Below are 14,595 nucleotides of genomic sequence, written 5' to 3' on the forward strand. Positions count from 1 at the left end.
ATAGAGCTGTCCTTTTTGTCACCTTTTCTCTCCTAAACTCATAGGTTATGAACAGAAGATGGTTAGTGAGATGGCCTAATGAGTTTGGAGGTAGGAGAATGGCTGTACATGTTGGAGATTTAGTAGAACGACAATCGTATAATCGGGATATACTTTTTCGTATTATAGAGATAAAAGGAGAAATGGCAATTTTATTTGGAGAAGAAGTTAGGCTTGTTGCGGACGCTCCACTTGAAGATTTAATCATTATTAATCAGCGTGAGTATAAAAAAAGGGAAAAGCGTGAAAAGGAGAAGATGGAGCGCACATATCGTCTATTTCAGCAAGATTATGTACTCATGAAGGAGCGGCATGAACATACTTCCACAGGTGGCTATACGAATGAGGTGAGTTACTTTCAAATGCCGGGAAGGGTATTGCATATAGATGGGGATCCATTATATTTACGGAAATGTTTAGATTTATATACAAAGATAGGAGTGCCAGTGCAAGGAATTCATTGTAAGGAAACAGAAATGCATGAAAAGGTAGTGGATTTAATCGATCATTTTCGACCAGATATTTTAGTCATAACAGGTCATGATGCGTATACAAAGTCAAAAGGGGTAATGGGAGATTTAGCAGCTTACAGGCATTCTAGACATTTTGTACAGGCAGTTCGTGAAGTAAGAAAAAAATACCCATCATTAGATCAGCTTGTTATTTTTGCGGGAGCGTGTCAATCGCATTTTGAAGCTTTAATTCGAGCGGGTGCTAATTTTGCTAGTTCTCCTTCCCGTATTAATATTCATGCTCTAGATCCTGTATATGTAGTAGGAAAAGTTAGTTTTACTTCCTTTATGGAACGTGTAAACGTATGGGATGTTGTGCGTAATACAATTACTGGTGAAAAAGGTCTTGGTGGCGTTGAAACGCGAGGTATTTTACGAACAGGGCTACCATTTCAATATTATGATGAGTAAGCAAGGTACATAGGTATCTTGCTTTTTTAGTAGGTGGAATATAATGCTTATAATTATATATCTATACTTAATGTTTTATGGGTGTTTGGATAAAAGAAGATAGGAACGAACACACTATTACTAATACTTTTAAATATAGTACTTCTTCTATCTATTCAAAGGCAGTAAGTGCAGCTAATAATAGGGCTTGTTAGTTTTTACACTCCCACCCCTACCCCTAAAGGGACAAGCTGGCTAACACCAGTGGAGAAGCAAGGAAGATAGGTGGGAGCCTCACTGCCTGTAACAGACCGATTGGTGTGGGCTCATTAAAGTTTCACTTTATCATTAGGATAGAGAGATCATGTGTTCTTAAGTATTCACTCTAAATTACAGCGAGGTGTAGCTAAGCATATGGCAAAACGTTTAGATGAAATTAAAAACGAATTAGATCATCATCTTGGAAAGCGTCTTATGTTAAAGGCGAATAGTGGTAGAAGAAAAACGGTAGAGCAATCGGGTGTATTAGCAGAGACATATCGTTCTGTGTTTGTTGTGCAGCTCGATCAACAAGAAGATACATTACAGCGTGTTTCCTATAGTTATGCAGATGTTTTAACAGAAACGGTGGAATTAACATTTTATGATGACCCTCATAATGAGGTGATTTTAGGTTAATTATATGACGTGTTACATATTTTCCCACAAATGAAACGCTATATGTTTTTGCATACTAACTATACCGTAGCAAAATAAGGAGGTAATCTGCATTGAGTAGACGAAGAGGAGTCATGTCAAATCAATTTAAAGAAGAGCTTGCAAAAGAGCTTGGATTTTACGATGTTGTTCAGAAAGAAGGATGGGGCGGAATTCGTGCGAAAGATGCTGGTAATATGGTGAAACGGGCTATTGAAATTGCTGAGAAGCAATTGATGAAACAAAATCAGTAGTTGTAACATATTCCTATGCTGCGGTAGCCGAGGTGAAAATCCTCGGCTTTTTGCACGCCAAAAGGTGTTATCATTTTGCATAAGTAGTTTCATTCTACATGCTTTTCGTTATAATTAGGGAAGTGTCATCGTCTTACTATAAATTTATGGTAAAATAAACGATAAAAGATTGAGTACATAGAGTGGGTGAATAGATTGAAGCTACTAGTGAAAGCACCAGCAAAGATTAATTTGTCGTTAGATGTACTGGGAAAAAGACAAGACGGCTATCATGAAGTAAAAATGATTATGACAACAATCGATTTAGCTGATCGTTTAGAGCTAACAGAGTTAACGGAAGATCGTATTGAAATCGTGTCTCATAATCGATATGTCCCAGACGACCAACGTAACTTGGCTTATCAGGCAGCAAAATTATTAAAAGAAAAATTTCAGGTAAAACAAGGTGTATCTATTGTGATTGAAAAAACAATTCCGGTGGCAGCGGGATTAGCAGGTGGAAGCAGTGATGCAGCTGCTACATTACGTGGCCTTAATAAACTATGGAATTTAGGACTTACAATAGATGAACTAGCAGAACTTGGCGCAGAGATTGGATCCGATGTATCTTTTTGTGTGTATGGAGGAACGGCAATTGCAACAGGAAGAGGAGAGAAGATTGAGCATATAAAAACACCTCCATCTTGCTGGGTTATTTTAGCGAAGCCGCATATCGGTGTATCGACTGCTGACGTATATGGAAATTTAAAGCTGAATCGTGTTACACACCCTGACGTCGATCAAATGGTCGAAGCGATTAATCATGGTGATTATAAGGGAATTTGTAATGCTGTTGGCAACGTATTGGAGGATGTGACATTTGCAATGCATCCTGAAGTTGCACGGATTAAAGCACAGATGAAGCGATTTGGGGCAGATGCAGTTTTAATGAGTGGTAGTGGTCCAACGGTGTTTGGGCTTGTGCATCATGATTCGAGAATGCATCGAATCTATAATGGATTAAAAGGTTTTTGTGAACAGGTATATGCTGTACGCCTATTAGGGGAGCGAGAAACGCTTGAATAAAGGCGTATAATACGTTATTATTTGTTTAGAATATTCGTGATTTGAGGTGAGAGTGTGAAAATTAGACGAAGTACAAGATTAGTCGATATGACTTATTATTTGCTACAAAATCCTCGTCAGCTAGTTTCTCTCACTTTTTTTGCTGAACGGTATCAATCTGCTAAATCTTCTATTAGTGAAGATTTAGTTATTATTAAGCAAACGTTTGAACAGCAAGGGGTCGGCACATTGCAAACGATACCAGGAGCAGCAGGAGGAGTGAAATATATTCCATATATAAGTGAAGAAGAGGCGAATCTGATTATTAGTGAACTATGTAGTTTATTTGAGAATCCAGATCGTATTTTACCAGGTGGATACTTATATATGACTGATCTTTTGAGTAATCCGCGTCATATTAATGGGGCAGGGCGTTTATTTGCTTCTGTTTTTGCAAGACAACCTATCGATGCAGTTATGACTGTAGCAACGAAGGGAATTCCACTTGCTTACGCAGTAGCAAACTACTTAGATGTACCAGTAGTCATTGCAAGGAAAGATAATAAGGTAACAGAAGGACCGACAGTTAGTATTAATTACGTATCAGGTTCATCTAAGCGAATTCAAACAATGACATTAGCAAAACGCAGTTTACCAGAAGGAGCTAATGTGTTAATTATTGATGACTTTATGAAGGCTGGCGGAACGATTCAAGGTATGATTAGCATGTTAGAAGAGTTTAAGGCAAATGTAGTCGGAATTGGTGTATTAGTAGAATCTACAGACATTGAGGAAAGACTTATTAACAATTTTGTCTCATTAATTCGTTTATCAGAAGTAGATATTAAAGAAAAAACAATTCAAGTGGAGAAGGGAAACTATTCACTTGTTCCATTTGATGAGGAACTTGTGGAAGCAGAATAAAAAGGTAAAGCAAAGGGCTTTATCTTTTTTATAGTTAAAGATGCTAGTAGGCGATAGGACTTTCTGGAATAACGAAAGCTCTATCGCCTACTAGCAAGTTGCATTCTGCTTATAGATTCATGAATTTGTGTAGGTAGGATATTTGTATAACAATAAAAAGTTAAAGGGTGGAAAGTGATGAAAATTGTTCAAACAAATAAGGCGCCACAAGCAATTGGACCATATTCACAAGGAATTCTTGTAAACAATATGTTTTACAGTTCAGGCCAAATTCCTTTAACAGCAAATGGGGAACTTGTAACAGGAGATGTAAAAGTACAAACTGAACAAGTATTTCAAAACTTACAAGCTGTACTAGAAGAAGCTGGAGCATCATTGGATACGGTAGTAAAAACGACTGTATTTTTGAAAGACATGGATGATTTTAATGATGTGAATGAAGTATATGGATCTTATTTTTCTACACATAAACCAGCTCGTTCTTGTGTGCAAGTTGCAAAATTGCCGAAAGATGTTTCTGTCGAGATAGAAGTAATCGCCCTTGTGAAATGAATATTTGTAAGCGGTATCTATTGTTAATCCTTATATTCTATTCTTTTAGAAATTTTTATCTTAAAAATTTTTAAAAAATTGGAGGAGAAATAGAAAATTTGTGGAATTTATACAAACATATCGCTTATTTAGAAAAGGGTGGTGAACACAAGATGGAAGTGACTGACGTAAGATTACGCCGCGTAAACACAGAAGGCCGTATGAGGGCGATTGCCTCTATTACTCTAGACCATGAATTTGTTGTTCATGATATTCGTGTAATTGATGGCAATAATGGATTATTTGTAGCAATGCCAAGTAAACGTACTCCGGATGGAGAGTTTCGTGATATTGCTCATCCAATTAATTCTAACACACGCTCAAAAATTCAAGATGCGGTTTTAACTGAGTATCACCGTTTAGGCGAGTTGGAAGAAGTTGAGTTTGAAGAAGCTGGAGCTTCGTAAAATTCGAATAAAAAGGGCTCTTTTCATAAAATGAGAGCTCTATAATTTTGTAACAAACTCCTGTAAGTGTTTACAGGGGTTTGTTTTTTTTTACCATTTCAACCGAGGAAATTCCTATTTCAAAACGAAGAGAAGGTGGGGAGAGTTCAATTCCATTAAAATAGTATGACTTATTTCTAAAAAAAGATACGCAAGAGTAAAACATTTTATAAGAATTATGGTAAAATTTAATAGTTATGCTGTGTTTCTTGAAATATATAATGATTTAGGATAATATCTTTAATGGATAAATAGGTTGCGATGGAGGGTCTATATGTCAAACAGATTTGCAGTGATTCTTGCTGCAGGTAAGGGCACGCGTATGAAGTCCAAGCTATACAAAGTGCTTCATCCTGTATGCGGAAAACCAATGGTACAGCATGTAGTAGATCAAGTATCTCAATTAGGATTGCAGAAACTTGTGACGGTAGTTGGACATGGTGCTGAAAAAGTACAAGAACAACTAGGAAACGTAAGTGAATTTGCATTGCAAGCAGAACAACTTGGTACAGCACACGCTGTCGATCAGGCTGCTGATATCCTTGCAAATGAAGAAGGAACAACTTTGGTTATTTGTGGTGATACACCGCTTATAACTGCAGAAACAATGGAAGCATTGTTAAAACATCATGAGGAAGCAGGAGCTAAAGCTACAGTGCTAACGGCATACATCGAAGAGCCTGCTGGATATGGTCGTATTGTTCGTAATGAAAATGGTCATGTTGAAAAAATTGTTGAGCACAAAGATGCAAATGAAGTAGAGCTAACGATTAAAGAGATTAATACAGGTACGTATTGTTTTGATAATAAAGCACTATTTGCGTCACTTTCTAAAGTTTCAAATGATAATGCACAAGGTGAATACTACCTTCCAGATGTTATTGAAATTTTAAAAGGTGAAGGTCATATTGTATCGGCTTATCAAACGGAGCATTTTGATGAAACGTTAGGTGTAAACGACAGAGTCGCTCTATCGCAAGCGGAAGTCATTATGAAGAATCGTATCAATCATAAGAACATGGTAAATGGTGTTACAATTATAGATCCAAGTAACACATATATTTCTGCAGATGCAATGATTGGTAGTGATACAGTTATTCATCCAGGTACAATTATTGAGGGTAAGACTGTAATTGGATCTGATTGTGAAATTGGGCCACATACAGTCATTCGTGATAGTGAAATTGGAGACGGTACAACAATTCGTCAATCTACTGTGCATGACAGCAAGATTGGTACAGAAGTATCAGTTGGTCCATTTGCACACATTCGTCCGGATTCCGTTATCGGCAATGAAGTACGCGTTGGAAACTTCGTAGAAATTAAGAAAACCGTTTTTGGTAATGGAAGTAAAGCTTCACACTTAAGTTATATCGGGGATGCACAAATTGGAGAAAACGTGAATCTTGGTTGTGGTTCAATTACAGTGAATTATGATGGCAAGAATAAATTCAAAACGGTTATTGGAGACGGCGTATTTATTGGTTGTAACTCAAACCTTGTTGCTCCTGTAACAGTTGAAGATGGTGCGTATGTGGCAGCAGGCTCTACAATTACAGAGAATGTTCCATCAAAAGCATTATCAATTGCACGTGCGCGTCAAGTTAACAAAGAAGATTATGTTGATCAATTGCTGAATAAGAAAAAATCATAATGTGGAGGGTTAATCTAGATGTCAACTCAATATCTAAATTCTAATTTGAAAGTATTCTCTTTAAACTCTAACAAGGAACTTGCTGAGCAAATTGCAAAGCATATTGGAGTTGAGTTAGGGAAATGTTCTGTTGACCGTTTTAGTGATGGAGAAGTTCAAATTAACATTGAAGAAAGTATTCGTGGTTGTGATGTATTCATTATTCAATCTACAAGTTTTCCAGTAAACGAACATATCATGGAACTACTTATTATGATTGATGCATTAAAACGTGCATCTGCAAAAACAATTAATATTGTAATGCCTTATTATGGCTATGCACGCCAGGATCGTAAAGCGCGTTCTCGTGAACCGATTACATCGAAACTTGTAGCAAACTTGCTTGAAACAGCAGGTGCAACTCGTGTAATTACTCTAGATTTACACGCTCCACAAATTCAAGGATTCTTTGATATTCCAATCGACCACTTAATGGGTGTACCAATTCTTTCTGATTACTTTGAGTCCAAAGGTCTTAAAGATATCGTAATTGTGTCTCCTGACCACGGTGGTGTAACACGTGCAAGAAAAATGGCTGATCGCTTAAAAGCGCCAATCGCTATTATTGATAAGCGTCGTCCTCGTCCGAACGTAGCTGAGGTAATGAACATTATCGGTAATATCGAAGGAAAAACAGCCATCTTAATTGATGACATCATTGATACAGCTGGTACAATTACATTAGCAGCAAACGCTCTTGTTGAGAATGGTGCTTCTGAAGTATATGCTTGCTGTACACACCCAGTTTTATCTGGTCCAGCAATTGAGCGCATTGAAAATTCAAATATTAAAGAGTTGGTAGTAACGAACTCTATCGTATTACCAGAAGAGAAGAAAATTGACAAAGTACACGAACTTTCTGTTGCTCCATTAATCGGAGAAGCAATCATTCGTGTGTACGAAGAAGAATCTGTAAGTGTATTATTCAATTAATTGGATAGAATGAGACGTAACCAAATTTGGTTACGTCTTTTCGTATCGTAGAAAGAAAGTAGTGGTGGAAGAATGAAATTAATAGTAGGACTTGGGAACCCGGGTAGAGAATATGAATTAACAAGGCATAATATTGGATTTATGGCGATTGATGAACTTGCGAAGCGATGGAACATTTCTTTAAATGAACAAAAGTTTAAGGGGATGTTTGGAGCAGGTTTTGTGAATGGTGAAAAAGTGATTCTATTAAAGCCGCTTACATATATGAATTTGTCTGGAGAAAGTATCCGTCCACTTATGGATTATTATAAGATTGATTTAGAAGATTTTATTATTATGTATGATGATTTAGATATCCCTGTAGGGAAATTACGCCTTCGTATGAAAGGAAGTGCGGGTGGTCATAACGGAGTAAAGTCGACAATCGCTCATTTAGGAACACAAGAGTTCCAACGTATTCGTATGGGAATTGATCGCCCTAAAAATGGAATGAAGGTAGTAGACTATGTGTTAGGACGTTTTACAGCGGAAGAAATGGTAGATGTAAATCATTCTATTAAGAAAGCTGCTGACGCGTGCGAGGAGTGGCTTAACAAATCGTTTCTTCAAGTAATGAACGATTTTAATAACTAATTTTATGAATTGGAATATTTTATCATGTTTTGATCCATACTAGTAGTAATTGTACCTTTAGGAGGATAGTATGGACGGACATTATTACTGTAGGCATTGTGGTTGTCACGTAGGTTCCATTACCGTAGAAAAAGTATACAGCGATGTTTTGTTTCAACTGACAGAGCAAGAAAGAGTGAATATGATTCATTTTCATGAGAATGGAAATATATATATAAAAACAATTTGTGAACTATGTCAAGAAACACTCGCATCTTATCCTGAGTATTATGAATATGAAAAGTTTTTGCAATAAATCGTATCGCTTTGGCGTGTCCAAAGCATTTTTCTATTTTCTTTTTCCAAAATATTTGCATAAAAATATAGTAACTTGCTCTTTGCGTTGAGAGGAGTTTTGAAAATGATAGGATTATTAGAGCAATTTTATAAAAATAAAGAGGTTCAATCCATTATAAATGGTTTAGAAGAAGGATTAAAAGAGCAACTGGTATCAGGGATGGCAACCTCTTCCCGTTCTTTATTAATGGCTGCTTTATATAAAAAGACAAAGCAGTCTCAACTTGTTGTGACACACAATTTATATCAAGCACAAAAAATATATGAAGACTTAGTATCATTACTTGGTGAAAAGGACGTCTGGCTGTATCCTGTGAATGAATTGATTGCATCAGAAGTTGGTGTTGCCAGCCCTGAACTTAAAGCGCAGCGAATTGAAGTATTAAATCGTTTAGCGATGGGGGAGACTGGTATCATTGTTGCTCCTGTTGCTGGATTACGAAGATTTTTGCCTATGAAGGAGTTATGGAAGCAAAAACAAATTGAAATCAATCTAGGGCAAGAGGTTGATTTAGATACATTGCTTCATACCTTACATCATATTGGCTATGAGCGTAAATCAATGGTAGAGGCTCCGGGAGAGTTTAGTTTACGCGGAGGAATATTAGATATTTATCCTTTAACAGAGGAATTGCCGTTTCGTATTGAATTTTTTGATACAGAGGTTGATTCGATTCGCTTATTCGATGTTGAGGAACAACGATCTCAAGATAAAAGAGAAAGTGTAAAGTTTGGACCAGCGACGGAGTTTTTATTTTCACCAGAAGAGTTGCAGTTAGGTATAGGGCATCTTGAAAAAGGATTAATAAAGACGATGCAAAAATTATCTGATGACAAAATTAAAACAGCAGTATTAGAAACAGTTAGTCATGAGATAGAGTTATTAAAGAATGGTCAAAATATAGAGCAAATGTTTAAGTATTTATCTATTTTCTACAAAGAACCTGCTAGTCTAATAGATTATTTACCTGAAAACGGTGTAGTTATTTTAGATGAAATTTCACGCGTTCAAGAGACAGCATCGCATCTTGAGACAGAAGAGGCAGAGTGGTATACATCACTTCTTAGTGAAGGGGCTATCATTCAAGATTTGGTATTCTCTCATTCCTTTGAAGAGTTTTTACACCATAAAAAAAGAAGGTTTGTGTATTTAACATTATTTTTACGTCACATTGCACATACGCACCCGCAAAATATTGTCAATGTGACATGTAAAACAATGCAGGATTTTCATGGGCAAATGCAACTCTTGAAAACAGAAATTGATCGATGGAATGAGGGGCAATTTACAACAGTTGTCTTAGGAACAGATGAGGAGCGTGCTAAGAAATTACAACATATATTAAGCGATTATGATATTGAGGCAGATATTATAGAATCGACAGATATATTACTTCCTGGACGTTTGCAAATTGCTGTAGGTGATTTACATGCAGGATTTGAAATGCCGATGCAAAAGCTTGTTGTCATTACAGAAAAAGAGTTGTTCCATAAAAAGGTGAAAAAGTCGCAGCGCAAGCAAAAGTTATCAAATGCCGAGCGAATTAAAAGCTATTCTGAACTAAAAGTCGGGGATTATGTTGTTCATGTAAACCATGGTATTGGTAAATTCTTAGGAATAGAAACATTAGAGATTAATGGTGTTCATAAAGATTATTTAAATATTAAATATCAAGGAAATGATAAATTATATGTTCCAATTGAACAAATTGATCAAGTTCAAAAATATGTAGGGTCGGAAGGTAAAGACCCGAAAGTTTATAAACTTGGTGGTAATGATTGGAAAAAGGTGAAAACAAAGGTAGAAAGATCTGTACAAGATATTGCAGATGATTTAATTAAATTATATGCAGAACGTGAAGCGTCAAAAGGATATGCATTTACACCAGATACTGCAGAACAGCAGGAGTTTGAATCTTCTTTCCCGTATCAAGAGACAGAAGATCAATTGCGCTCCATTGAAGAGATTAAAAAAGATATGGAACGCAGTCGACCAATGGATCGTCTTCTTTGTGGTGATGTTGGTTATGGAAAGACAGAAGTAGCTATTAGGGCGGCATTTAAAGCGATTATGGATGAAAAACAGGTTGCCATTTTAGTACCGACAACCATTCTTGCACAACAGCACTATGAAACAATTCGAGAGCGTTTTCAAGACTATCCGATTAACATCGGGTTATTAAGTCGTTTCCGTACTCGTAAAGAACAAAATGAAACGATTAAAGGGTTGAAAGATGGGACTGTCGATATTGTTATTGGGACACATCGTATCTTATCGAAAGATGTAACATATAAAGACTTAGGCCTTCTTATTATTGATGAAGAACAACGATTTGGTGTTACACATAAGGAAAAAATTAAACAATTGAAGGCGAATATTGATGTTTTAACGTTAACAGCAACTCCAATTCCACGTACACTTCATATGTCCATGCTTGGAGTGCGGGATTTATCGGTTATTGAAACACCGCCAGAAAATCGTTTTCCAGTACAAACGTATGTGGTGGAATATAACCCGGCGCTAATTCGAGAAGCGATAGAAAGAGAACTTGCCCGAGGTGGTCAAGTTTACTTCTTATATAATCGTGTAGAGGATATTGAAAGAAAAGCAGATGAAATTTCTATGTTAGTTCCAGATGCTCGTGTAACATATGCGCATGGGAAGATGAATGAAAGTGAACTTGAATCTGTCATGCTGTCATTTTTAGAGGGACAACACGATGTTCTGGTAAGTACGACAATTATTGAAACGGGCGTTGATATTCCAAATGTAAATACATTAATCGTGTATGATGCAGATCGTATGGGATTATCGCAGCTGTATCAGCTTCGTGGCCGAGTTGGGCGTTCAAATCGTGTTGCTTATGCATATTTTGCATATAAGCGCGACAAAGTGTTATCTGAAGTTGCTGAGAAGCGCCTGCAAGCAATTAAGGAATTTACAGAGCTTGGATCAGGCTTCAAAATTGCAATGCGAGATTTATCTATTCGTGGTGCAGGGAATTTATTAGGAGCGGAACAACATGGATTTATTGATTCAGTAGGATTTGATCTATATTCTCAAATGTTAAAAGATGCCATTGAACAAAGAAGAGGAAAACAGGGCATTGAAAATACAATTGATGTTGAAATTGATTTAGAAGTAGATGCATATTTACCGGATAGCTATATATCGGATAGTAAACAAAAGATTATGATGTACAAACAATTTAGAGGTGTTTCTACACTGGAAGATATTGAAGAATTACAAGAAGAAATGATTGATCGATTTGGTGATTATCCGCAAGAGGTAGGATATTTATTACAAATTGCAAATATTAAAGTGTTGGCAATGAAAGAACAGATTGAATTAATTAAACAAACGAAGTTTGAAGTGACTTTCTTATTCTCGGAACAAGCAAGTCAAAATATTGATGGTGGAAAACTATTTATGCTTGGAAATAAATTTGGACGTATGATTGGACTTGGAATGGAAGGGCCACATTTGAAAGTTAGTATGAAAATAAATGGATTAGAAACATCAAAATGGTTAACGATTGCTGAAAATTTATTAAAAGGCTTACCAGACGTGAAGAAAGAGGCAATAAATGCTTAAAATAAAATAAAAAATGCAATTCGGCGTGCATAGAAGAACTAATGTGTAAAATACTATGTTTAACAGTTGGTGATTTTTACATGAACAGGTAATTTCACCACTTTCATCATCAGTAGAAAGAGAGGCAGCATTAGAATGAAAGCAACTGGAATCGTACGTCGAATTGATGATTTAGGCAGGGTAGTAATTCCAAAAGAAATTCGTAGAACTTTACGTATTCGCGAGGGAGATCCACTAGAAATATTTGTCGATCGCGATGGAGAAGTGATTTTAAAAAAATATTCACCAATTAGTGAATTAGGTGACTTCGCAAAAGAATATGCAGATGCTTTATATGATAGCTTAGGACATAATGTACTCGTCTGTGATCGAGATTCCATTATTGCTGTAGCGGGGGCATCTAAAAAAGAATACTTAAATAAAAGTATTGGGGATTTAGTTGAAAAGATAATGGAAGAAAGAAAGTCTGTTATTATGACAGATGAAAGTGAAATTTCAATTATTGAAGGGGTAACGGAAAAGGCTCATTCTTATACGGTTGGCCCTATTGTCGCCAATGGAGATCCGATTGGAGCTGTTATCATTTTCTCGAAGGATACAGTTATAACTGAGGTAGAGCATAAAGCTGTAGATACTGCTGCAAGCTTTTTAGCTAAGCAAATGGAGCAATAAGAAATACAATCATTTATAAATAACAACCTTTCCTAATTATCATTTTTCCTTATTAGAAAATGTAACTGTTGCGTGAAGATAAATAATATAAAAAAAGGTAGCTACTTTTGCTACCTTTTTTTATATTCCTGGTATATTTATTATTTTTTATTCGATCAGGATGAGATTGTTTCAAATAGAATTCTGCTTTTTTCTTTGTGATATAATACGGAAGATGAGAATAGAAAAGGAGTTTTCTCGTATGGAAGCGAAGAAGTATCAAGCCTTTTGGCGCGGGGCAATTATATTGACGGTTGCCAGTTTTGTTACAAAAGTGTTAAGCGCCTTTTACCGTATTCCATATCAAAATATAGCAGGGGATATTGGGTTTTATATTTATCAGCAGATTTATCCCTTTTATGGATTTTGCCTAATCCTAGCTACGTATGGTTTTCCAATCATTATTTCTAAGATGGTAGCGGAACGTTTGGAACAAGGTAGGCGAAAGGAAGCAGAAGAAATCATTTGTGTTTCTTTTTGGTTCTTATTAGGAATTGGTAGCATTGGCTTTTTTACCTTATTTTTTGGTGCCCATACTATTGCGTTAGTGATGGGTGATATACAACTATATAAATTGCTGAGAGTTATTTCGTTTTCGTTTTTATTAATGCCTTTTTTATCTGTAGCAAGAGGATATTTTCAAGGGTTTAATGAGATGATGCCGACAGCTGTTTCGCAGGTAATGGAACAAAGCGTTCGTGTATCCATTATTGTATTGTTATCATTATTTCTTATGGCTCATGGATTTGATTTATATACAGTTGGGGCTGGAGCGATGTTTGGATCAGTTGCTGGTGGGCTGATTGGTATGATTGTACTGTTTCTATATATGCGCCAAGATTTCAAATCAATTTTCTTGCAAAGGTGGAAAAGGCTTCGAAATAAAAAAGCCATTATTCGTATGCTCTTTTGGCAAGGAATTGGTATTTGCGTAAGTAATTTAGTTTTAATTTTTATTCAAATGGCAGATTCCCTCTCTTTTTATACTTTGCTTATTCATGCTGGAGAACCAGCAGAAATCGCTAAAATGTTAAAAGGGGTTTATGATAGAAGTATTCCGTTAATGCAGCTTGGGACAGTTGTAACGACATCGTTCTCGCTTTCACTTATCCCGCTTATTACAGCGGCGAGAGAAAGAGGAGATTACGTATTTATTAGAGAAAAGGTAAAGTTGGCGATAAAAATAACGATTGTCATTGGACTAGCAGCAGCAGTTGGACTAGCTTGCATTATAAAGCCAACCAATACGATGTTATTTGAGAATAGTAATGGGTCAGGCGTATTAGCGATTTTAGCTATATCCATTTTATTTAGTTCATTATCTATTACAACGGCTTCTATTTTACAAGGATTAGGACAAACGTTAAAGCCAGCGCTTTTTGTTGTACTAGGAAGTTGTTTAAAGTTAGTACTTAACTATATATTGATGCCATATATAGGGATAGCAGGGGCTGCGATTGCAACTTTATTAGCACTTCTTAGTATCGCGTTGTTAAACGGTGGTTTACTTGTTCGAGTTGTAGAAGAAGCAATTATTGAAAAGCAGCAATTGACGAAAGTCGTGATTAGCGGTGTAGGTATGGCTGTTATATTGATGGTTTTTATAAATATATTTGAAAGCTTAGGTCGTATGAGCCGAATTTTTGCATCAATTGAGGCTTTATTAGGAGTAGGAATTGGTGTTTTGATATACGGATTTTTCATTTTGAAAATGTCTGTTTTTACAAAAGAAGAACTTGGAGCTTTTATGAAGCAAGATAAAATAAAAGATTCCTTGAAGAAGAGTGGATAGAGGTGA

14 protein-coding genes are annotated in these 14,595 nt (G+C 36.1%); all 14 read left to right on the forward strand.

Annotated features, from left to right (window positions below; all coding sequences use genetic code 11):
- Nucleotides 1–98: 98 nt before the first annotated feature.
- The 14 genes from yabG (at nt 99) to MR058_RS21165 (ending at nt 14,589) form a co-directional block, all read left to right on the forward strand.
- Nucleotides 99–962, forward strand: a complete 864-nt coding sequence (yabG, locus tag MR058_RS21100) for a sporulation peptidase YabG (RefSeq protein ID WP_242145698.1) — start codon at nt 99–101, stop codon at nt 960–962.
- A 393-nt stretch (nt 963–1,355) separates the two neighbouring features.
- On the forward strand, nt 1,356–1,619 hold the full coding sequence (veg, locus tag MR058_RS21105; RefSeq protein WP_242145699.1) for a biofilm formation stimulator Veg: 264 nt from the start codon (nt 1,356–1,358) through the stop codon (nt 1,617–1,619).
- A gap of 92 nt (nt 1,620–1,711) precedes the next feature.
- On the forward strand, nt 1,712–1,891 hold the full coding sequence (gene sspF, locus MR058_RS21110) for an acid-soluble spore protein SspF (protein ID WP_080377448.1): 180 nt from the start codon (nt 1,712–1,714) through the stop codon (nt 1,889–1,891).
- A 195-nt stretch (nt 1,892–2,086) separates the two neighbouring features.
- Entirely contained in the window at nt 2,087–2,956 is an 870-nt protein-coding gene (gene ispE / locus MR058_RS21115; protein WP_242145700.1) for a 4-(cytidine 5'-diphospho)-2-C-methyl-D-erythritol kinase, read from the forward strand.
- Nucleotides 2,957–3,010: 54 nt separating this feature from the next.
- Entirely contained in the window at nt 3,011–3,859 is an 849-nt protein-coding gene (gene purR / locus MR058_RS21120; protein WP_242145701.1) for a pur operon repressor, read from the forward strand.
- 177 nt (nt 3,860–4,036) lie between these two features.
- Nucleotides 4,037–4,411, forward strand: a complete 375-nt coding sequence (locus tag MR058_RS21125) for a RidA family protein (RefSeq protein WP_242145702.1) — start codon at nt 4,037–4,039, stop codon at nt 4,409–4,411.
- 152 nt (nt 4,412–4,563) lie between these two features.
- Nucleotides 4,564–4,857, forward strand: coding sequence for a septation regulator SpoVG (gene spoVG / locus MR058_RS21130; protein ID WP_000454042.1), 294 nt, complete (start codon nt 4,564–4,566; stop codon nt 4,855–4,857).
- Nucleotides 4,858–5,170: 313 nt separating this feature from the next.
- Nucleotides 5,171–6,550 carry a bifunctional UDP-N-acetylglucosamine diphosphorylase/glucosamine-1-phosphate N-acetyltransferase GlmU gene (glmU, locus tag MR058_RS21135; protein WP_242145703.1) on the forward strand — a complete coding sequence of 460 codons (1,380 nt, stop codon included), beginning with the start codon at nt 5,171–5,173 and terminating at the stop codon, nt 6,548–6,550.
- Between the two features lie 18 nt (nt 6,551–6,568).
- Nucleotides 6,569–7,522 (forward strand): ribose-phosphate diphosphokinase, encoded by a 954-nt coding sequence (locus MR058_RS21140; RefSeq protein WP_242145704.1) that lies wholly within the window; start codon nt 6,569–6,571, stop codon nt 7,520–7,522.
- 72 nt (nt 7,523–7,594) lie between these two features.
- Nucleotides 7,595–8,155, forward strand: coding sequence for an aminoacyl-tRNA hydrolase (pth, locus tag MR058_RS21145; protein WP_242145705.1), 561 nt, complete (start codon nt 7,595–7,597; stop codon nt 8,153–8,155).
- Between the two features lie 70 nt (nt 8,156–8,225).
- Complete coding sequence (locus MR058_RS21150) at nt 8,226–8,450, forward strand: anti-sigma-F factor Fin (protein WP_242145706.1); 225 nt, start codon at nt 8,226–8,228, stop codon at nt 8,448–8,450.
- A 105-nt stretch (nt 8,451–8,555) separates the two neighbouring features.
- Nucleotides 8,556–12,086 carry a transcription-repair coupling factor gene (mfd, locus tag MR058_RS21155; protein WP_242145707.1) on the forward strand — a complete coding sequence of 1,177 codons (3,531 nt, stop codon included), beginning with the start codon at nt 8,556–8,558 and terminating at the stop codon, nt 12,084–12,086.
- Nucleotides 12,087–12,221: 135 nt separating this feature from the next.
- A complete protein-coding gene (spoVT, locus tag MR058_RS21160; protein WP_242145708.1) occupies nt 12,222–12,758 on the forward strand; it encodes a stage V sporulation protein T in 537 nt (178 codons plus the stop codon).
- Between the two features lie 241 nt (nt 12,759–12,999).
- Complete coding sequence (locus tag MR058_RS21165) at nt 13,000–14,589, forward strand: putative polysaccharide biosynthesis protein (protein ID WP_242145709.1); 1,590 nt, start codon at nt 13,000–13,002, stop codon at nt 14,587–14,589.
- Nucleotides 14,590–14,595 lie beyond the last annotated feature (6 nt).

Source organism: Bacillus cereus group sp. BfR-BA-01430, from assembly GCF_022663115.1.
Lineage (GTDB): Bacteria > Bacillota > Bacilli > Bacillales > Bacillaceae_G > Bacillus_A > Bacillus_A cereus_BD.

Coding starts and splice junctions, on each gene's coding strand:
- yabG (WP_242145698.1), top strand. CDS start 99: ATGGCTGTACATGTTGGAGATTTAGTAGAACGACAATCGTATAATCGG.
- MR058_RS21140 (WP_242145704.1), top strand. CDS start 6,569: ATGTCAACTCAATATCTAAATTCTAATTTGAAAGTATTCTCTTTAAAC.
- veg (WP_242145699.1), top strand. CDS start 1,356: ATGGCAAAACGTTTAGATGAAATTAAAAACGAATTAGATCATCATCTT.
- MR058_RS21150 (WP_242145706.1), top strand. CDS start 8,226: ATGGACGGACATTATTACTGTAGGCATTGTGGTTGTCACGTAGGTTCC.
- MR058_RS21125 (WP_242145702.1), top strand. CDS start 4,037: ATGAAAATTGTTCAAACAAATAAGGCGCCACAAGCAATTGGACCATAT.
- glmU (WP_242145703.1), top strand. CDS start 5,171: ATGTCAAACAGATTTGCAGTGATTCTTGCTGCAGGTAAGGGCACGCGT.
- spoVT (WP_242145708.1), top strand. CDS start 12,222: ATGAAAGCAACTGGAATCGTACGTCGAATTGATGATTTAGGCAGGGTA.
- mfd (WP_242145707.1), top strand. CDS start 8,556: ATGATAGGATTATTAGAGCAATTTTATAAAAATAAAGAGGTTCAATCC.
- pth (WP_242145705.1), top strand. CDS start 7,595: ATGAAATTAATAGTAGGACTTGGGAACCCGGGTAGAGAATATGAATTA.
- spoVG (WP_000454042.1), top strand. CDS start 4,564: ATGGAAGTGACTGACGTAAGATTACGCCGCGTAAACACAGAAGGCCGT.
- MR058_RS21165 (WP_242145709.1), top strand. CDS start 13,000: ATGGAAGCGAAGAAGTATCAAGCCTTTTGGCGCGGGGCAATTATATTG.